The sequence below is a fragment of the Cellulomonas sp. P1_C4 genome (assembly GCF_056406355.1).
In genome coordinates this window covers 97,142-115,037 of the sequence record NZ_JBFUAI010000001.1, presented here as the reverse complement: position 1 = coordinate 115,037, position 17,896 = coordinate 97,142, and the positions used below count along the sequence as shown (strand labels likewise).

Here is a 17,896-nt window from a genome sequence, read left to right as displayed (position 1 = left end):
GAAGAACAGCGGCCGGCCCCGCGGGATGCGGGGCCGGCCGGCGAACGGTGCTCAGCCCTTGGCGGCGAGCGCCTGGTTGTACGTGTCGACGTACTGGTCGACGTTGAGCCCCTTGAGCTCGGTCTGCCAGGCGTCCCACTCGGACATCGGGCGCTTGCCCAGGATGAACGCGGCCGTGTTCTGCGTGACCGAGTCGTTCAGCGCGGCCTGCCAGAGCGTGAGCTGCTCCTGCTGCATCTCGTCGAGCGGGGCGCTCGGGGTCAGCGGCAGCTCCTTCTTGCTGGACATGGAGTCGACGAATGCGTTCGTCTCGTCCGTGTTCAGGGACGAGATGAGCGCGTCCGTGGAGCCGTTGGCCAGCGACCAGACGCCGTTGCTGAACCCGAAGTCGGCGTTGAGCTTCTTGGTGCCGGCCGGGTTCACGCCGTTCCAGTCGACGTCAGGCGCGAGAGCCAGGGTGTCGCCGTCCTTGGTGTACGTGGTGCCCTCGACGCCGAGCTTTCCGAACTCCAGGCCCGCGTCGGAGTAGTAGAGCCAGTCGGCGAACTGCAGGAGCGCCAGGAAGTGGGGCTGCTCGGCGGCCTTCGACGAGATCATGAAGCCCGACGCCGCCCGGCTGCCCGACGCGACGTTGTCACCGGCGGGGCCCTCGGGCACCCGGATGAGGTGGACCTTCGCGTCGGTGTTGCCGGCGTCGGCGAACGTCTTCTTGTACGCGGTGACCTCCTGGGTGTTGCCGGAGAGGGCCAGCGACTGGCCACTGCCGAACTTCTGCTTCGCCGTGTCGTCGTCCTGCGTGAGCGACTCCGGGTCGAGCAGACCGTCCTTCACCAGCGACGCGAAGTAGGAGACCAGGTCCTTGTAGCCGTCGGTGGTCGCCGCGTACTCGAACTTCTTCGAGTCCTGGTCGAACCACAGGCCGTTGCCGAAGCCCCAGCCCGCGATGGTGCCGAAGTTGGGCGCGGCGATGTTCAGCGTCGCGCCGAGCGGGCTGTCGTTCGTCGTCGACCAGCGGTCCGACATGGGCCAGACGCCCGGGTTGGCCGCCTTCAACTTCTCGAGGTCGTCCTTGAAGTCGTCCCACGTGGCCGGGTCGTCCTTCAGACCCGACTTCTCCCACACGTCCTGACGGATCGCGATCGAGTACTGCGGCTGGGGCGACTGGTAGAGCCCCGGAAGCATGTAGTACTTGCCGTCGGCCTGCTTGAGATTGTCGATGTAGGGCTGGAGGTCCCAGTCCTTGACCTTCTGCTGGAAGTTCGGCATGTACTGCACGTAGTCGCTGAGGGGCAGCAGCGCGCCGCCCGAGACAAACTGCGTCTCCTGGCCCGAGTAGGTGACCGGGATGAGCTCGGGGGCATCGCCCGAGCTGATGATGAGCGACTTCTTCGCGTCCCAGTCGCTCAGCGGCGCGCTGGTCAGGTCGAAGCTCACCTTGTTCGTCTCGGCGACGTGCGTGAAGAACAGCCAGTCCTTGTTCAGCGGGTAGTTCGGGTGGTCGCGGTACAGCACGCTGAACGTGACCGGCTCGCTGGCGACGAAGTCCGTACCGACCTTGTAGTCGTCCATGGCGCCGACGCGCTGGGCGTCGGGGATACCTGCACTGGCACTGGCGGACGGCTCGTCCGACGAGCCGCCGTCCGACGAGCACGCCGCGGTGAGTGCGAGCGCGAACACGGCGACCGACGCGGCGGCACCGACGCGCTTTCTGGTGGACCTCATGGCTCTCCTTGACTGGGTGGGAGGGGACTACTGCTTGACCGCGCCGAGCATCACGCCCGACACGAAGTACCTCTGGATGAACGGGTAGAGGCAGATGATGGGCAGCACCGTGAGGAGCATCGTCACGGACTGCACGTTGGCGGCGATCTGGGACCCGTCGTCCGCCGACCCGCCCTGGATCGAGGTGCCCGAGGTGACGCCGGCCATGAGGTTGCGCAGGTAGAGCGTCACCGGGTAGAGGTTCGGGTCGTCCATGTAGAGGAACGCGCCGAACCAGCCGTTCCAGAACGAGACCGCGTAGAAGAGCAGCATCGTGGCGACGACGGCCTTGCTCAGCGGCAGCACGACCTTGAAGAACACCCCGTAGGTGCTCATGCCGTCGATCGACGCGGCCTCCTCGAGCTCGCTCGGGAAGTTCTCGAAGAACGACTTCATGACCAGCAGGTTGAACACGCTGATCGCGTTGGGCAGGACGATCGCCCAGAGGGTGTTCCGGAACCCGAGGTGGCTGATGAGGATGTAGTTCGGGATCAGGCCGCCGTTGAAGAACATGGTGGCGACCGCGATGCCGATGAAGAACTTGCGGCCCTTGAGGTGCTGCTTGGACAGCGCGTACGCGTATGTCGTCGTCAAGGCCATCGCGATCGCGGTGGCGACCACCGTGTACTCGACGGTGTTGCGGTAGTTGCGCCAGAACATCGAGTCGCCCAGCACCACCTGGAAGGTGGTGAGGTTGAACCCGCGCGGGATCAGGTTGACCTGCCCCGAGTTGATGAAGCCCTCGGAGCTGAACGCCTGGGCGACGATGTTGACGAACGGGTACAGCACTAGGGCGGCGACGACGATCAGGAACGCCGCGTTGACGAGCCGAAAGGCCCGCTGGCCCCGGGTGTCCTGGACCCGAGTCCCGCTGGTGCTGCTGGTCACGGGGACGTCGGTGGTCACCACAGGCTCGCCCCCACGGTCTTCTTGGAGATCGCGTTGGCGGACAGGATCAGCGCGACGCCGATGACAGCCTCGAACAGCCCGATCGCGGTGGCGTAGCTGATCGAGTTGGAGACGATGCCGACGCGGAACAGGTACGTGGAGATGACGTCGGCCGTCGAGTAGATCAGCGGGTTGGACAGCAGCAGGATCTTCTCGAAGCCGACCGCCATGAACGTGCCGACGTTGAGGATGAGCAGCACGATCATGGTCGGGCGGATGCCGGGCAGCGTGATGTGCCAGGTCTGCTTCCACCGGTTGGCGCCGTCGATCCGGGCTGCCTCGTACAGCTGCTCGTCGATGGTGGTCAGCGCCGCGAGGTAGAGGATCGTGCCCCAGCCGACGGTCTGCCAGACCTCCGACGACAGGTAGATCGGGCGGAACCACCCCGGGTCTTGCATGAAGGTAATCGCCTGGCCGCCGAGCGCCGTGATGATCTGGTTCACGGTGCCGTTGACGGCGGTGAGCTGGAACACCACGCCCGCGACGATGACCACCGACATGAAGTGCGGCAGGTAGGAGATCGTCTGGATGCTGCGCTTGAAGTGCCGCGAGCGCACCTCGTTGAGCAGCAGCGCGAGCAGGATCGGCAGCGGGAAGACGATCAGCAGGGTGAGGATCCCGATGATCACCGTGTTGGTGAACGCGTGCCAGAACTGCTGGTCGTTGATGAACATCTTGACGTAGTAGAGGCCCACCCACTCGTCGCCGAACATGCTGCCGCCCGGCCGGAACCGGCGGAACGCGACGACGTTGCCGAGGATCGGCCAGTACCGGAACACGGCGAGGAAGATCAGCGGCAGGACGAGGAACGAGTAGAGCCGCCAGTCCTTGCGCAGCGCCGCGCGCCAGGTCAGGTGCGGGGCGTGGATGACCTGGCCGTCGTGGGTGGTCCAGGACTCCTTGCGCGACCGCTTCTTCTTCGCCTTCGGCGCGGCCGGCAATGCCGGAGCCAAGGGCGAGACGGGGTCCGCCGCGGGGGCGACGATCGGTTCCTGCAGGGTCATGAGGTGCTCACCTCCACGCTCAGCGGGGTCACGGACGATGCGGTGGTCAGCCGGCGGGTGTGGTCGACCTCGCGGAGCTCCCCGGTCAGCCGCAGGGCCAGCCGCTCGCCGTCGTCGACGCTCGACCGCGCCACCCGAAGCTCGACGTCCCCGGGCTCGACCACCCGCGCGCCGGACAGGCCGGTGAACGACGTGACGTCCGCGGGCACGACGAACGACACCAGCGCAGACTCGCCGGGCTCGAGGTCGACCCGTGCGTAGCCGACCAGGCGCACGACGGGCCGGGTCACCTGCGCCACCGGGTCGTGCAGGTACAGCTGCACGACGTCGGCGCCCGCGCGGTCGCCGGTGTTGGTGACCAGGACCTCGACCGTCACCTCGCCGTCGGTGGCCCACTCGTCGCCGGTGGCACGGGCCGACCATGAGAAGCTGGTGTACGACAGCCCGTGCCCGAACGGGAACACCGCCGTGGGGTCGACCGACGAGACCTCGGTACGCCGGCCGAGCGGCGCGGACAGGTACGTGCCCGGCTGGCCGGCGGGGTCCGCGGGGATGCTCACCGGCAGCCGGCCCGACGGGTTCACGGCGCCGGTCAGCACGTCGGCGATCGCCCGCCCGCCGAGCTGCCCGGGGAAGAAGGCCTGCACCACCGCGGCGGCGTCCCGCGCCAGCGGCCCGATCGCGTAGGGGCGGCCGGTGAGCAGCAGAAGCACGACCGGTGTCCCCGTCGCCTCGACGGCCCGCACCAGGTCCTCCTGCACCCCGGGCAGCCGCAGGTCGGTGGCGTCGCACCCCTCGCCGGACGTACCGCGGCCGAACAGCCCCGCTCGGTCGCCAACCGCCACGACGACGACGTCGGCAGCACGGGCCGCCTCCACCGCCGCGTCGATGCCGTCGCGGCTCGGGTCGGTCACGTCGCAGCCGCGGGCGTAGGCCAGGGGTCCGACGGCGTCGCGCAGGGCGTCGAGGACCGTCGGGAGGTCGATGCCGAGCCCGTGGTCGGGGTGGTGCACGCCGACGTGCGCGGGGAACGAGTAGCAGCCGAGCATCGCCATCGGGTCGTCCGCGAGGGGGCCGACGAGCGCGACCCGCGCGCCGGGCCGTAGCGGGAGCACCGCGCCCTCGTCGGCGAGCAGCACGATCGACTCGCGCGCCAGACGCAGAGCCAGGTCCTGGCTGTCGGCGTCGTCGAGCTCGGGGTCGGGGTCGACGTCGGTCCAGGGCGTCCAGTCCTCGTCGAGAAGCCCGAGCTCGGCCTTCTGCGTGAGGACCCGGCGGACAGCCCGGTCGACGAGGGCCTCGTCGACGGCACCGTCGCGCACCGCGGACCGCAGCGGCTCGCCGAAGCAGTGCACGCTGGGCAGCTCGACGTCGACACCGGCGGCCAGCGCCAGCGCGGCTGCCTCCCGCTCGCTGCCCGCGATGCCGTGCAGCGACTGCAGGAACCGGATCCCGAAGTAGTCCGCGACGACCGTGCCGGTGAAGCCCCAGCGGTCGCGCAGCACGGTGGTCAGCAGCTCGGTGTCCGCGGCCGACGGGACGCCGTCGAGCTCGGTGTACGCGTGCATCACGGACCTGGCGCCGCCCTCGCGCAGGGCCATCTCGAACGGCGGAAGGATCACATCGGCGAGCTCGCGCCGGCCGATGGACACGGGGGCGAGGTTGCGGCCGGAGCGCCCGGCGGAGTACCCGGCGAAGTGCTTGAGGGTCGCGACGATGCCGGCACCCTCGAGGCCCCGGACGTAGGCGGCGCCCACCGTGCCGACGAGGTACGGGTCCTCGCCGATGGTCTCCTCGGTGCGACCCCAGCGGTAGTCGCGCGTGACGTCGAGAACCGGTGCGAGCCCCTGGTGCACGCCGGCCGCGCGCATCGACGAGCCGATCCGGCCCGCCATCGCCTCGACGAGCTCGGGGTCGAAGCTCGCTCCCCACGCGAGCGGCACCGGGTACACCGTGGCCCCCCAGGCGGCGAACCCGGCGAGGCACTCCTCGTGCACGACCGCCGGGATGCCGAAGCGGTTGGCGGCGACGATCTCGGCCTGCGAGGCGGCGAGGCTGCGCGCGCCCGCGGCCGGGTCGACCGGCGCGGAGCCGTAGGGGCGGGTGAGCTGGCCGAGCCCGTCGCGGATGACGTCCGCCCAGCCGAGGCCGTCGGCGGTCATCTCGGACTGGTGCGGGGCCACCCCGGCGCCCGTCGCGTCGGCACCGACCCAGAGGCCGACCAGCTGCGACAGCTTCTCGTCCAGAGTCATGCGGGCGACGAGGTCGTCCACCCGTGCTGCCCTGGTATCGGGACCTGACTGTGTAGTCATCCGACCTGTCCACCTCCATCTCACGGCCCTGTGAGAATTCGAAAGTATCGACTTCGGTGTCGATATCTGCCGGAACGGGACGTTAGGCGCGAACGGCCTAGTTGGCAATCCGGACGGGAATTTTGGCAAACGTTTCTCATCCTGCTGGGAGGCACCTGGGGGCGATTCCGTCCCTGTCGGTGGGCGGCACGGGGTGACGGTGCTACGTTCGGCCCGATAGTTGCGACGAGCAGATGGACAACATGACCACCACGAGCGCGAGCACGACCCCGGACGGGCAGGAGGCGATCGCGACCCCAGACGTCCCCACCGCGACCATCGCCCTGATCGCCGCCGAGGCCGGCGTCTCGATCCCCACGGTGTCCAAGGTGCTCAACGGCCGGACCGACGTCGCCGCGGTCACCCGCGCTCGCGTCGAGGAGGTCATCGACCGGCACCAGTACCGTCGGCGCCGCGGCCGCAGCCAGACCGGCCCCGGGCTCCTCGACCTCGTCTTCCACGAGCTCGACGCGGGCTGGGCCGTGCAGATCATCAAGGGCGTCGAGTCCGTCGCCGGACCCGAGCGCATGGGCGTGGTGCTCTCCGAGCTGGGCGGCGCACACCGACCGCGGCAGGAGTGGCTCGACGACGTGCTGGCCCGTCGGCCGCGCGGCGTGATCCTCGTGCTCTCGGACCTCGACCCCGCGCAGCGCCGACAGCTGGAGACCCGGTCGATCCCGTTCGTCGTCGTCGACACCGCGGGCGAACAGCCCGCGGGCGTGCCGACAGTCGGGTCCGCCAACTGGGCCGGCGGCCTGGCCGCGACCCGGCACCTGCTCGGGCTCGGGCACCGTCGGATCGCCGTCATCTCCGGCCCGATCGACGTGCTGTGCAGCCGCGCCCGCATCGACGGCTACCGCACGGCGCTCGACCAGGCCGGCATCGCGGTCGACCCGTCGCTGGTCCGGTACGGCGACTTCTTCGTCGGCGGCGGGTACACCCACGGCATGGACCTGCTCGACCGGCCCGACCGGCCCACCGCGATCTTCGCGGGCTCCGACTTCCAGGCGCTCGGCGTCATGCGCGCGGCCCGCGAGCTGAACCTGCGGATCCCCCAGGACCTCTCGATCGTGGGCTACGACGACCTGCCAGTCACCGAGTGGATCGGCCCGCCGCTCACCACCATCCACCAGCCGCTGCAGGAGATGGCCGCCACGGCGACGCGCATGGTGCTCGCGCTGGCCCGCGGCGAGGTGCCCGCCAACCCGCGCATCGAGCTGGGGACCGAGCTGGTCATCCGGGACAGCACCGCGCCCCCTTCGTCGTCGGGGCCGCTCGTCTGATGGCCCAGTTCGACATGCCGCTCGCCCAGCTCGAGCGCTACCTCCCCGACGTCCTCGAGCCCGCGGACTTCGACGCCTTCTGGACCTCCACCCTGGTCGACGCACGGCGGCACGACGTGCTGGTCGACGTGGTGCCGGTGGCCACCGGGCTCTCGCTCGTCGAGACGTGGGACGTGACCTTCGCCGGGTTCGACGGGCAGCCCGTGCGCGCCTGGTACACCCGACCCGCCGGCGACCCGTCGGCGCTCCCGGCCGTCGTCGAGTACCTCGGCTACGGGCGCGGGCGCGGGTTCCCGCAGGAGCGGCTGACCTGGGCCGCCGCCGGTTACGCGCACCTGCTCATGGACACCCGCGGCCAAGGCAGCCAGTACGGCTCGGGCGGCGACACTCCCGACCCCGCAGGCTCCGGACCGGCCACCCCCGGCTTCGTCACGCGCGGGATCCTCGACCCCGGCACGTACTACTACCGCCGCGTCTTCACCGACGCCGTCCGGGCCGTCGACGCGGTGCGCGCGCTGCCCGGGGTCTCGCCCGCACGGGTCGCCGTCGTCGGCAACAGCCAGGGCGGCGGCATCGCGCTGGCCGTCGCGGGGCTGGTGTCCGACCTGTCCGCTGTGCTGGTCAGCGCGCCGTTCCTGACCGACGTCCGGCGCGCGCTCGCGCTCACCGACGACGACCCCTACGGCGAGATCGTCCGCTACCTCGCCGTGCACCGCGGCGCCGGCGAGCAGGTGCTGCGCACGCTGTCGTACATGGACGGCGTGCACTTCGCCCGCCGCGCGACCGCCCCGGCGCTGTTCGCCACGGGCCTGCGGGACAGCATCTGCCCGCCGTCCACCGTCTTCGCGGCGCACAACCACTGGGCGGCCGACCGCGAGATCGCGGTCTACCCGCACAACCACCACGAGGGCGGCGAGGCGTTCCACACGGCCCGCCAGCTCCTCTGGCTGGCGGCTCGCCTGGGACGCGCGTAGTCGACGCGCCAGTTCGCGAGTTTGCGACGAACTCGTGGGTTCCGACCCACGAACTCATCGCAAACTCACGAACTGGCGGGCGACGGACGGCTAGCGGCCCGTGCCGTCGATCGCGTGGGGCTCGATCGCGGCGATCTCGTCGGCGGTCAGGGCAGGGGCCTTCAGCGCGGCGACGTTGTCCTCGAGCTGGGCGACCGAGCTCGCGCCGACCAGCGCGGACGTGATCCGGTCGTCGCGCAGCACCCAGGACAGCGCGAGCTGCGCCAGCGACTGCCCGCGCCCGGCCGCGACCTCGTTGAGCGCACGGGCGCGGGACAGGTACGTCTCCGAGATCGCGGCGGGCTTGAGGAAGTGGCCCACGGCCGCGCGGGAGTCGGCGGGGACGTCGCCGGACAGGTAGCGGCCGGTCAGCAGGCCCTGCGCCAGCGGGGAGAACACGATGGTGCCGATGCCGAGGTCGCCGACGACGTCGAGCAGGCTCTCGCTCTGGCCGTCGGCGATGTTCTCGACGTGCCGGTTGAACATCGAGTAGCTGGGCTGGTGGATGAGCAGCGGGGTGCCCAGGTCGGCGAGCACCTGCTGCGCGACCCGCGTCTGCGCCGGCGAGTAGTTCGAGATGCCGGCGTACAGCGCCTTGCCGCTGGTCACGGCCGTGTGCAGCGCGCCCATCGTCTCCTCGATCGGCACGGACGGGTCCGGGCGGTGCGAGTAGAAGATGTCGACGTAGTCCACGCCGATGCGGGCCAGCGACTGGTCGAGCGAGGAGAGCAGGTACTTGCGCGAGCCGCCGTCGCCGTACGGGCCCGGCCACATGTCGTAGCCGGCCTTCGAGGAGATGACGAGCTCGTCGCGGTACGGCCGCAGGTCGGAGGCGAGGATCCGGCCGAAGTTCTCCTCGGCGGAGCCGTACGGGGGGCCGTAGTTGTTGGCCAGGTCGATGTGGGTGATGCCGAGGTCGAAGGCCCGACGCAGGACCGCGCGCTGCGTCTCGAGCGGCGTCGTGTCCCCGAAGTTGTGCCACAGGCCGAGCGAGAGCGCCGGCAGGTCCAGGCCGCTGCGGCCGGTCCGGCGGTAGGTCATGGAGTCGTAGCGGGCGGCGTCGGCCGCAAAAGGCGCAGAGGGCATGAGACAACGCTATCCGTAGGATCGGCCCGTGCTGCACGTCGCGTTCTTCGAGCCCCGCATCCCCGGCAACACCGGCAGCGCCATCCGGCTGGCAGCCGGGACCGGCGCCACCCTGCACCTGATCGAGCCGCTCGGCTTCGACCTGTCGGAGGCGAAGCTGCGGCGGGCCGGGCTCGACTACCACGACCTCGCGCACGTGGTCGTGCACCCGTCCCTGGACGCCCTGCTGGCCGCGCTGCCCGGACGCGTGTACGCGTTCACCACGCAGGCGACGCAGCGGCACACGGACGTCGCGTGGGCCGACGAGGACGTCCTCCTGTTCGGCCCCGAGCCGACTGGCCTGCCCGACGAGGTGCTCGCCCACCCCCGCATCACCGACCGCGTGCGGATCCCGATGCTGCCCGGCCGACGGTCGATGAACCTGTCGAACGCCGCCGCGGTCGGGATCTACGAGGCCTGGCGGCAGCTGGGGTTCGTCGACGGGGTGTAGGCGCCAGACCGCTGCGGCAGGATCGGAAGATGTTCACCACCCGGCCCGAGCTCCTCGGCACGTTCGGCATGGTCGCCTCGACGCACTGGCTGGCGTCGGCGGTCGGGATGCGCACGCTCGAGGCCGGCGGCAACGCCTTCGACGCGGCGGCGGCCGCCGGCTTCACCCTCAGCGTGGTCGAGCCGCACCTCAACGGGCCGGGGGGCGACGCCCCGATCATCGGGCATCGCGCCTCGGACGGGCACACGTTCGTCGTCTGCGGTCAGGGCCCTGCGCCGGCTCTCGCGACCATCGACGCGTACCGCGACCTGGGCCTCGACCTCGTGCCCGGCACCGGGCACCTGGCCGCGGTCGTGCCCGGGGCGTTCGGGGCGTGGCTCGACCTCCTCGCGCGGTACGGCACGCTCCCCCTGGCCGACCTGCTCGCGCCGGCGATCGGCTACGCGCGGGACGGGTACCCGCTGGTCCGGGCCGCGTCGCGGACCATCGCGACCGTGGAGGAGATGTTCACCGAGCACTGGCCCACGTCGGCGGCGGTCTACCTCCCCCACGGCGAGGCCCCCGCCCCCGGCACGCGGTTCACCAACCCCGTGCTGGCCGACACCTTCGAGCGCCTGCTCACGGGCGGCGGCACGCGCGAGGCCCAGATCGAGGCGGCCCGCCGCGCGTTCTACGAGGGGTTCGTCGCGGAGGCCGTCGACGCGTTCCAGTCGTCGGCAGCCGTGCAGGACTCCTCCGGCCGACCCCACACCGGCCTGCTGCGTGCCGACGACCTGGCCGCCTGGCGCGCCACGGAGGAGGCGACGACCTCGCTCCGCTTCGCGGGCCGGACCATCCACAAGACCGGCGCCTGGGGGCAAGGTCCGGTGCTGCTGCAGCAGCTCGCGATGCTCGAGGCGCTCGACGTGACCGCGATCGTGCGGAGCGCCGACGCCGAGGCGCTCGTGCACACCGTGGTCGAGGTGGCCAAGCTCGCGTTCGCCGACCGCGAGGCCTGGTACGGCGACGTCCCGGACGTCCCGCTCGAGACCCTGCTGTCGCCGCCGTACGCGGCGGCGCGGGCGCGGCTGGTCACGGCGACCGCGTCCGAGGGTCTACTGCCCGGCTCCCCCGACGGCCGCGTGCCGCGGGTGGCCGCGAGCCTGTGGTCCGAGCACACCGGGACGGCGCCGGGAATCGGCGAGCCGACGGTCTCCCCCCTCGGCCTCAGCCCGGGCGACACGTGCCATGTCGACGTCGTCGACCGGTGGGGCAACCGCGTGTCCGCGACGCCGTCCGGCGGCTGGCTGCAGTCGAGCCCCGTGGTGCCCGGCCTCGGGTTCGCACTGCCGACGCGCGCGCAGATGTTCTGGCTCGAGCCCGGCCTGCCCAACAGCCTGGCGCCCGGCAAGCGGCCCCGCACGACGCTGAGCCCGTCGATGCTGCTCGACGACGACGGGTCCGGGTTCGCGTTTGGGACGCCCGGCGGCGACCAGCAGGACCAGTGGACGGTGCCGTTCCTGCTGCGGCACCTCCTGGGCGGCGCGGGGCTCCAGGCCGCGATCGACGCGCCCGCGTGGCACTCGTCGCACGTGCCCGGCTCGTTCTACCCGCGCACGCACACGCCGCGCGGCCTGGTCGCCGAGTCACGCCTCGGCGCCGAGCTGCTCGACGGGCTGGTCAAGCGCGGGCACGCCGTCGAGATCACCGGCCCGTGGGAGCTGGGGCGGATCAGCGCGGCCGGTGTCCGGTCCGACGGCCTGCTCGCCGCGGCCGCCAACCCGCGAGGCATGCAGGGCTACGCGGTCGGGCGATGACGGTCGCCGCGGATGGCGCCTTCCGCCCGAAGTCCTCCGATGACTTCCCCGGATGATGAGGGTTCGATGAGGGATGCGCCCGTGACGGGGTCGAGAGGTACGACCACTGTTAGCGTCGCCTCATGCCCAATGTCGTGGATGCCCACCTTCAGGTGTGGAATCCCGACGCCGTGCACTACCCCTGGATGACCTCCCAGAACACGCCGCTGCACCGCGCGTTCCGGGTGCCGGACATCGAGGACCAGCTCGCCGACGAGGGCGTCGCGTGGGTGGTGCTCGTCCAGGCCGCCGACAACCGGGCGGACTCGGAGCTCATGCTCTTCCAGGCCCTCTCGTCGAATCGCGTGGCCGGCGTGGTCGCCTGGGTCCCCCTCGACGCCCCCGACGAGGCCGCGAACCAGCTGGACACGTGGCGCCGCGAGCCCATCGTCGGCATCGGCCACCGCGTGCACGACGAGCGCGACCCCGACTGGCTGCTGCGGCCCGCGGTCGACGACGGCCTGACCCTGCTCACCGAGCGACGCCTCACGTTCGACCTGCGCGCGCACACGCCAACCGTCCTGCGACACGTGGCCACCCTGGCCGAGAAGCACCCGAAGCTCACCGTGGTCCTCGACCACATCGGCTGCCCGCCCATCGCCGCGCAGCGCGCGGGCGACCGGGACGCCTGGGCGCAGTGGTCGGCAATGCTCGGGGTGGTCGCGCAGATGCCGAACGTCGTCGCCAAGGTGTCGGGCCTGGCCACCAGGGCCGGGACGGGCTGGCGGCCCGACCACCTGCGGCCGTCGGTCGAGCGGGCGCTCGAGGTGTTCGGGCCCGACCGGCTGATGCTCGGCAGCGACTGGCCGTACGCGCTGCTGGAGGGCGACTCGTACGCGCACGTGTGGCACGGGCTGCGCACCACCGTCGACGGGCTGGCGGAGGCCGACCGTGAGCTGGTCCTCGGCGGGACCGCCACCCGGGTGTACGGGCTCCCGTTCGAGACGTTCTGACCCGTGGACCGCTAGGTTCGCACCCGTGTCACGTTCCGACGACGTCGTCGACGGGGTCAAGCAGATGATCCTCGACGGGCGACTGCAGCCAGGCGAACGGCTCCCCGCCGAGAAGGAGCTCGCCGCGACCCTCGGGGTGTCCCGCGGCTCGTTGCGCGAGGGCGTCCGCGCGCTCGGCACCCTCGGCATCCTCGACTCCCGGCACGGCGACGGCACCTACGTCACCACCCTCGACCCGGCTCTGCTGCTGGCACCCGTCGCGTTCGTCGCCGAGCTGCAGGACGACGCCGCGGCCTTCCACGCGGTCCGACGCCTGCTCGAGACCGAGGCCGCCGGGCTCGCCTCGCTGCACATCGACGACGCCGGGCTCGCCCGCCTGCGCGCCGTGCTCGACGAGACCGCCCGCGCGCTGGTCCAGCAGCCGCTCGACCACGAACGGCTGGTCGACGCCGACCTGGCGTTCCACCAGGAGATCGCGCGCGCCTCCGGCAACCCGGTGCTCGCCGCCCTGGTCGAGGGGCTCGCCGGCCGGACCTCGCGCACCCGGCTCTGGCGGGGGCTGAGCGACGTCGGGGCCGAGGATCGCGCGTTCGTCGAGCACGAGGCGATCCTCGCCGCCATCGCCGCCCGCGACCCCGACCGTGCGCGCCTGCGGATGGCGACGCACCTGCTCGGGCTCGAGGACTCGGCGACCGGCGCGCGGGCGCCCTGGGAGGACTAGCTCGTCAGCTCCACGCGGCGGCCCGTGCCGAGGTCCTGCTGGTCCTCGTCGGTCACCACCGCGAAGGTTCCGTCCGGCACGCCGGCCAGGTTGGCGACCTGCGTCGCGACGACGAGCAGGTCCGCCTCCTGGTCGCCGGTGATGAAGAAGACGTACTCGTCGCCCAGCTCCTCGCCGTCGTCGTAGACCTCGTACGTGCCGTCCTCCGCACCGAGCTCGAGGGTCTCCTCGATGTCGTCGATCCACGGGAACGGGTACGCGCCGGGAGCGATGTCCGGGTCCGGGGTCAGGGGGACGTGGATCTCGACGATCGGCTGGGTCATGTCAGCGCCCCGGCGTCGAGTCGCGCAGGACCACCTGGGTGGGCACGTGCGTGAGGCGGGGCTCGTCGGCGCCGTCTGCGAGCGCGAGCTCGGTGGCGGCGATGCCGACGTCGACCAGGGGGATGCGCACGGTGGTCAGCGCGGGGACCACGTCGCGGAGCGTCGAGATGTCGTCGAAGCCGGCGAGCGCGAGGTCCTGCGGGACCCGCACACCCGCCTCGCGCGCGGCCGCCAGCGCACCGAGGGCCATGACGTCGTTGACCGCGAACACGAGCTCCGGCAGGTCGCCGCCGCGCAGGAGGGTCCGCATCGCGTCCTCGCCGCCCTCGTGCGTGAAGGCGCTCGTGATGACGGCGTTGTCCGGGACCGGGTCGCCCAGCTCGGCCAGCGCACCGCGGAACGACTCGCTGCGCTCGCGAGCCGTCAGGTGGCCCTCCGGTCCGGCCAGCACCGCGACGCGTCGGTAGCCGCGGGCGTGCAGCGCCTTGGCCAGGTCGCCCGCGCCCTGCGCGTTGTCGATCACCACGGAGTCGACGCCCAGGATCGGCTGGCCGATGAGCGCGACCGCGCCGCCGACCGCGCGGTAGTCCGCGAGCGCCGCGCGCAGCTCGTCGTTGGTCGCGTCGTCGTCCAGGCGCCCGCCGGCGATGACGATGGCGCGCGCCCGCTGCCGCTTGAGCAGGTCGACCAGGCCGCTCTCCCGGCTGGGGTCGTGCTGGGTGCTCGCGAGGGTCACCTGCAGCCCCGCGCGGTCGGCCGCTCGGGCGACGCCGGCGGCGATCGAGGAGAAGTACGGGTCGGCGATGTCGTGCACCACGAGGCCGAGCGACGTCGTCCTGCCGCGGGCCATCGCCTGCGCGTTGGCGTCCGGGGTGTAGCGCAGCCGGGTCGCCGCGGCGAGCACCCGGTCGCGCAGGTCGGCGCGGACGGTGCGGTTGGCACTGCCGTTGATCGCGCGGGAGGCGGTGGCGAGCGAGACGCCGGCCTCGCGCGCGACGTCGCTGAGGGTGACGGATGCGGCCATGTCTGGAGGGTAGGCGCTTGCCCCGGTCGTGCGGCACGTTCCCGATGGACAACGCCGGTCACATCGCCGGGAAAGCGATATCCTCGGGTGAGATCTCCACTGGAAGGGACGCCGATGACGCTCGCCCTGACCGACTGCGTGCTGTTGCTGCGCCCGGACGACGACGTGGGCGTCGCGACGCGGGATCTGCAGTCCGGCACCGAGCTGGACACGCTCGTGGTCGCGCAGAGCGTGCCGCGGGGGCACAAGCTCGCCGTGCGCGCCGTCGCGGCGGGCTCGCCGGTGCACAAGTACGGCCAGTCAATCGGGCGCGCCACCCGGGACATCGCCGTCGGCGACCACGTGCACAGCCACAACCTCGGCATGGACGACGACGAGCGCGCGTACGAGTTCGGCACCGCCCGCGTCACGCTGCCGGCGCCGTCGGGACCGCCGCGGACCTTCGACGGGTACGCGCGCAGCGACGGCCGGTGGGGCACCCGCAACTACGTCGGCATCGTTACCTCGGTGAACTGCTCGGCCTCCACCGCCCGGCTGATCGCCGACCAGTTCCGCGGCCGCGTGCTCGACGCCTACCCGCACGTCGACGGGGTCGTCGCGCTCACCCACGACACCGGCTGCGGCCTGGTGCCGACGAGCGAGGGCGCGCAGATCACGCGGCGCACCCTGCGCGGGTACGCCGACCACCCCAACATCGCCGGGCTGCTGGTGCTCGGGCTCGGGTGCGAGATGATCCCCGCCGAGTCGCTGCTGGACGGGCTCTCGCTGCCCGCCGACAAGCCGGTCACGACGCTCGTCATCCAGGAGACCGGCGGCATCCGTGCCACCGTGCGCGCGGGCGTCGCCGCGATCGAGAAGATGCTCCCGGCCATCGACGCCCTGCGCCGCAGCCCTGCGCCCGTCTCCGAGCTGATCCTCGGCCTCAACTGCGGCGGGTCCGACGGGTACTCCGGCATCACCGCCAACCCGGCGCTGGGCCACGCCTCCGACCTGCTGGTCGCCCGGGGTGGCACCTCCGTGCTGGCCGAGACGCCCGAGGTGTTCGGCGCCGAGCACCTGCTGCTGCGCCGCGCCGTCTCGGAGTCCGTCGGGCGCAAGCTGGTCGACCGCCTCGACTGGTGGAAGGGCTACACCGCGGCCGGCGGCGGGACCATGGACAACAACCCCTCCCCCGGCAACAAGGCCGGCGGCCTGACCACGATTCTTGAGAAGTCGCTCGGCGCCGTGGCCAAGGGCGGGACCGCCGAGCTCGTCGAGGTCTACCAGTACGCCGAGCCCGTCACCGCCCGCGGGTTCACCTTCATGGACACGCCCGGCTACGACCCCGTCTCCGTCACCGGCCTCGTCGCCGGCGGCGCGACCGTCGTCGTGTTCACCACCGGGCGCGGGTCCGTGCTCGGCTGCAAGCCGACGCCGTCCATCAAGGTCGCGACGAACACCACGACCTACCTGCGGATGACCGAGGACATGGACCTCAACGCCGGGCGGATCGTCGACGGAACCGCGACCGTGACCTCCGTCGGCGAGGAGCTGTTCGAGCTGATCATCGCGGTGGCATCCGGCCGGCAGACCGTCTCCGAGGAGCTCGACCTGGGGGCCGACGAGTTCGTCCCGTGGCAGCTGGGCGCGGTGACCTGAGTGTCGCCGACAGCTCGGCGCGATGACCTGAGCCGCGGACGCGTCTGGCGAGGTCACGCCACACGCTCACGCTGTGGCGCACTCCGGCACCTTGACGGCGTCGCGGCCGCCGACGCTACGGTCGGAGACTCCCCTCAGGAGGTCTGCGATGAAGTTCACGCTCGAGGTCGACCTGGCGGCCGGCGCGGTGCCCGACGACGTTCTCGGCGAGCTCGGCCGCATCCTGCGGTACTGGGCAGGCAACGTGAAGCACTACCCGATGGAGCCGGGAGCCGGCGAGACGATCTCCGACTCCACCTATGCCCCCGTGGGGTCGTGGCGGTTCACGGAGTAGGCCACGGCCGGCGGCCGGACCGAGGTCAGCGGTCGACGCGGGCTCCGCCGCCGCCGGCGAGCTTGAGCACCTCGGCCTTGCTGACCATCGTGGTGTCGCCGGGCGTCGTCATCGCCAGCGCGCCGTGCGCGGCCCCGTACTCCACGGCCGTGCGCAGGTCCTCACCGGCGAGCAGGCCGTAGGCCAGGCCGGAGGCGAACGAGTCGCCGCCGCCCACCCGGTCGAGGATCTCGAGGCGCTCGCGATGCGTCGCGCTGACCAGGCCGGTGCCCTTGGACCACGCGATGGCGCCCCAGTCGTTGAGGGTCGCGGAGTGCACGGTGCGCAGCGTGGTGGCGATCACCTGGAAGTTCGGGTACGCCTCGGCGACCCGGTCGATCATCGCCGCGAACGAGCCGAGCTCGAGGGTGCTCAGGTTCTCGTCCACGCCCTCGACCTCGAAGCCGAGCGAGGCCGTGAAGTCCTCCTCGTTGCCGATCATCACGTCGATCGACGGCGCGATCGCCCGGTTGACCTCCTGCGCGCGCGCCTGCCCGCCGACCGCCTTCCACAGGCTGGGGCGGTAGTTCAGGTCGTAGCTGACGATCGTGCCGTGCTTGCGGGCGACCGTCACCGCCTCGATCACCGTCTCGGCCGCGCTGTCCGACAGCGCCGCGAAGATGCCGCCCGTGTGGAACCACCGCACCCCGAGCTCCCCGAACAGGTGCTCCCAGTCGACGTCCCCCGGTGCCAGCTGCGCCGCCGCCGTGTGCCCGCGGTCGCTGACCCCGACCGCGCCGCGCACGCCGAAGCCCCGCTCGGTGAAGTTGAGCCCGTTGCGCACCGCCCGGCCGACCCCGTCGTACGGCACCCAGCGCAGGAACGACGTGTCGACCCCGCCGGTGAGGATGCAGTCCTCGACCAGCCGGCCCACCTCGTTGTCCGCGAGCGCCGTGACGATCGCCGTGCGCAGCCCGAACGCGCGGCGCAGGCCGCGGGCCACGTTGTACTCCCCGCCGCCCTCCCACACGCGGAACGAGCGGGCGGTGCGGATGCGCCCCTCGCCGGGGTCGAGGCGCAGCATGACCTCACCGAGCGAGACGGCGTCGTAGCGCGTCTCGGTCGCGGGGCGGATGACCAGATCGGACATGAG

The 17,896-nt window shown here is 71.9% G+C and carries 16 protein-coding genes; 8 read left to right on the top strand and 8 right to left on the bottom strand.

Annotation, left to right across the window (positions count from 1 at the left end; all coding sequences use genetic code 11):
• Nucleotides 1–51: 51 nt before the first annotated feature.
• Genes AC1DYZ_RS00500 through AC1DYZ_RS00485 form a run of 4 tightly spaced genes read right to left on the bottom strand, consistent with a single transcriptional unit; the run spans nucleotide 52 to nucleotide 6,025 of the window.
• Entirely contained in the window at nucleotides 52–1,722 is a 1,671-nt protein-coding gene (locus AC1DYZ_RS00500) for an ABC transporter substrate-binding protein (RefSeq protein ID WP_477063270.1), read from the bottom strand.
• Between the two features lie 27 nt (nucleotides 1,723–1,749).
• Complete coding sequence (locus tag AC1DYZ_RS00495) at nucleotides 1,750–2,667, bottom strand: carbohydrate ABC transporter permease (protein ID WP_477063269.1); 918 nt, start codon at nucleotides 2,665–2,667, stop codon at nucleotides 1,750–1,752.
• Nucleotides 2,664–3,713: an ABC transporter permease gene (locus tag AC1DYZ_RS00490; protein WP_477063268.1), complete on the bottom strand. Its 1,050-nt coding sequence runs from the start codon at nucleotides 3,711–3,713 to the stop codon at nucleotides 2,664–2,666. The genes AC1DYZ_RS00495 and AC1DYZ_RS00490 overlap by 4 nt, the downstream gene beginning before the upstream one ends.
• Nucleotides 3,710–6,025 carry a beta-xylosidase/alpha-l-arabinosidase gene (locus AC1DYZ_RS00485; protein ID WP_477063267.1) on the bottom strand — a complete coding sequence of 772 codons (2,316 nt, stop codon included), beginning with the start codon at nucleotides 6,023–6,025 and terminating at the stop codon, nucleotides 3,710–3,712. The genes AC1DYZ_RS00490 and AC1DYZ_RS00485 overlap by 4 nt, the downstream gene beginning before the upstream one ends.
• Nucleotides 6,026–6,267: 242 nt before the next feature.
• On the opposite strand from AC1DYZ_RS00485, the gene AC1DYZ_RS00480 reads away from it, so the two are divergent.
• Together AC1DYZ_RS00480 and AC1DYZ_RS00475 are read left to right on the top strand one after the other, a co-directional pair.
• Nucleotides 6,268–7,347 (top strand): LacI family DNA-binding transcriptional regulator, encoded by a 1,080-nt coding sequence (locus tag AC1DYZ_RS00480; RefSeq protein WP_477063266.1) that lies wholly within the window; start codon nucleotides 6,268–6,270, stop codon nucleotides 7,345–7,347.
• The gene (locus tag AC1DYZ_RS00475; protein WP_477063265.1) at nucleotides 7,347–8,321 is read left to right on the top strand and encodes an acetylxylan esterase; all 975 of its coding nucleotides are present in this window, start codon (nucleotides 7,347–7,349) and stop codon (nucleotides 8,319–8,321) included. Before AC1DYZ_RS00480 ends, AC1DYZ_RS00475 begins: the two co-directional genes overlap by 1 nt.
• A gap of 90 nt (nucleotides 8,322–8,411) precedes the next feature.
• On the opposite strand, the gene mgrA is transcribed toward AC1DYZ_RS00475, so the two are convergent.
• A complete protein-coding gene (gene mgrA, locus AC1DYZ_RS00470) occupies nucleotides 8,412–9,446 on the bottom strand; it encodes an L-glyceraldehyde 3-phosphate reductase (RefSeq protein WP_477063264.1) in 1,035 nt (344 codons plus the stop codon).
• Nucleotides 9,447–9,474: 28 nt separating this feature from the next.
• Here mgrA and AC1DYZ_RS00465 point away from each other — a divergent pair, with 28 nt between their 5' ends.
• The 4 genes from AC1DYZ_RS00465 to AC1DYZ_RS00450 all read left to right on the top strand — a co-directional run bounded on the left by AC1DYZ_RS00465 (nucleotide 9,475) and on the right by AC1DYZ_RS00450 (nucleotide 13,445).
• Nucleotides 9,475–9,936, top strand: coding sequence for a tRNA (cytidine(34)-2'-O)-methyltransferase (locus tag AC1DYZ_RS00465; protein ID WP_477063263.1), 462 nt, complete (start codon nucleotides 9,475–9,477; stop codon nucleotides 9,934–9,936).
• A 29-nt stretch (nucleotides 9,937–9,965) separates the two neighbouring features.
• The gene (locus tag AC1DYZ_RS00460) at nucleotides 9,966–11,732 is read left to right on the top strand and encodes a gamma-glutamyltransferase family protein (protein WP_477063262.1); all 1,767 of its coding nucleotides are present in this window, start codon (nucleotides 9,966–9,968) and stop codon (nucleotides 11,730–11,732) included.
• Nucleotides 11,733–11,854: 122 nt separating this feature from the next.
• Nucleotides 11,855–12,724 carry an amidohydrolase family protein gene (locus AC1DYZ_RS00455; protein WP_477063261.1) on the top strand — a complete coding sequence of 290 codons (870 nt, stop codon included), beginning with the start codon at nucleotides 11,855–11,857 and terminating at the stop codon, nucleotides 12,722–12,724.
• Nucleotides 12,725–12,749: 25 nt separating this feature from the next.
• Nucleotides 12,750–13,445: a FadR/GntR family transcriptional regulator gene (locus AC1DYZ_RS00450; protein WP_477063260.1), complete on the top strand. Its 696-nt coding sequence runs from the start codon at nucleotides 12,750–12,752 to the stop codon at nucleotides 13,443–13,445.
• On the opposite strand, the gene AC1DYZ_RS00445 is transcribed toward AC1DYZ_RS00450, so the two are convergent.
• Together AC1DYZ_RS00445 and AC1DYZ_RS00440 are read right to left on the bottom strand one after the other, a co-directional pair.
• Nucleotides 13,442–13,768: a hypothetical protein gene (locus tag AC1DYZ_RS00445; RefSeq protein ID WP_477063259.1), complete on the bottom strand. Its 327-nt coding sequence runs from the start codon at nucleotides 13,766–13,768 to the stop codon at nucleotides 13,442–13,444. The two genes, AC1DYZ_RS00450 and AC1DYZ_RS00445, sit on opposite strands and share 4 nt — an antisense overlap.
• 1 nt (nucleotide 13,769) lies before the next feature.
• The gene (locus AC1DYZ_RS00440; RefSeq protein WP_477063258.1) at nucleotides 13,770–14,792 is read right to left on the bottom strand and encodes a LacI family DNA-binding transcriptional regulator; all 1,023 of its coding nucleotides are present in this window, start codon (nucleotides 14,790–14,792) and stop codon (nucleotides 13,770–13,772) included.
• 114 nt (nucleotides 14,793–14,906) lie between these two features.
• Between AC1DYZ_RS00440 and AC1DYZ_RS00435 the strand changes: the two genes are divergently transcribed.
• The gene (locus tag AC1DYZ_RS00435; protein ID WP_477063257.1) at nucleotides 14,907–16,430 is read left to right on the top strand and encodes a UxaA family hydrolase; all 1,524 of its coding nucleotides are present in this window, start codon (nucleotides 14,907–14,909) and stop codon (nucleotides 16,428–16,430) included.
• Nucleotides 16,431–16,578: 148 nt separating this feature from the next.
• Nucleotides 16,579–16,764 (top strand): hypothetical protein, encoded by a 186-nt coding sequence (locus tag AC1DYZ_RS00430; RefSeq protein WP_477063256.1) that lies wholly within the window; start codon nucleotides 16,579–16,581, stop codon nucleotides 16,762–16,764.
• A 25-nt stretch (nucleotides 16,765–16,789) separates the two neighbouring features.
• On the opposite strand, the gene AC1DYZ_RS00425 is transcribed toward AC1DYZ_RS00430, so the two are convergent.
• Complete coding sequence (locus tag AC1DYZ_RS00425) at nucleotides 16,790–17,893, bottom strand: PfkB family carbohydrate kinase (RefSeq protein WP_477063255.1); 1,104 nt, start codon at nucleotides 17,891–17,893, stop codon at nucleotides 16,790–16,792.
• Nucleotides 17,894–17,896: the final 3 nt, after the last annotated feature.

Bases quoted from the DNA above. Each gene is read 5' to 3' on its own strand.
- AC1DYZ_RS00480 (WP_477063266.1), top strand. From the start codon at position 6,268: ATGACCACCACGAGCGCGAGCACGACCCCGGACGGGCAGGAGGCGATC.
- AC1DYZ_RS00455 (WP_477063261.1), top strand. From the start codon at position 11,855: ATGCCCAATGTCGTGGATGCCCACCTTCAGGTGTGGAATCCCGACGCC.
- AC1DYZ_RS00460 (WP_477063262.1), top strand. From the start codon at position 9,966: ATGTTCACCACCCGGCCCGAGCTCCTCGGCACGTTCGGCATGGTCGCC.
- AC1DYZ_RS00435 (WP_477063257.1), top strand. From the start codon at position 14,907: ATGACGCTCGCCCTGACCGACTGCGTGCTGTTGCTGCGCCCGGACGAC.
- mgrA (WP_477063264.1), bottom strand. From the start codon at position 9,446: ATGCCCTCTGCGCCTTTTGCGGCCGACGCCGCCCGCTACGACTCCATG.
- AC1DYZ_RS00475 (WP_477063265.1), top strand. From the start codon at position 7,347: ATGGCCCAGTTCGACATGCCGCTCGCCCAGCTCGAGCGCTACCTCCCC.
- AC1DYZ_RS00440 (WP_477063258.1), bottom strand. From the start codon at position 14,792: ATGGCCGCATCCGTCACCCTCAGCGACGTCGCGCGCGAGGCCGGCGTC.
- AC1DYZ_RS00445 (WP_477063259.1), bottom strand. From the start codon at position 13,768: ATGACCCAGCCGATCGTCGAGATCCACGTCCCCCTGACCCCGGACCCG.
- AC1DYZ_RS00425 (WP_477063255.1), bottom strand. From the start codon at position 17,893: ATGTCCGATCTGGTCATCCGCCCCGCGACCGAGACGCGCTACGACGCC.
- AC1DYZ_RS00490 (WP_477063268.1), bottom strand. From the start codon at position 3,713: ATGACCCTGCAGGAACCGATCGTCGCCCCCGCGGCGGACCCCGTCTCG.
- AC1DYZ_RS00485 (WP_477063267.1), bottom strand. From the start codon at position 6,025: ATGACTACACAGTCAGGTCCCGATACCAGGGCAGCACGGGTGGACGAC.
- AC1DYZ_RS00430 (WP_477063256.1), top strand. From the start codon at position 16,579: ATGAAGTTCACGCTCGAGGTCGACCTGGCGGCCGGCGCGGTGCCCGAC.
- AC1DYZ_RS00500 (WP_477063270.1), bottom strand. From the start codon at position 1,722: ATGAGGTCCACCAGAAAGCGCGTCGGTGCCGCCGCGTCGGTCGCCGTG.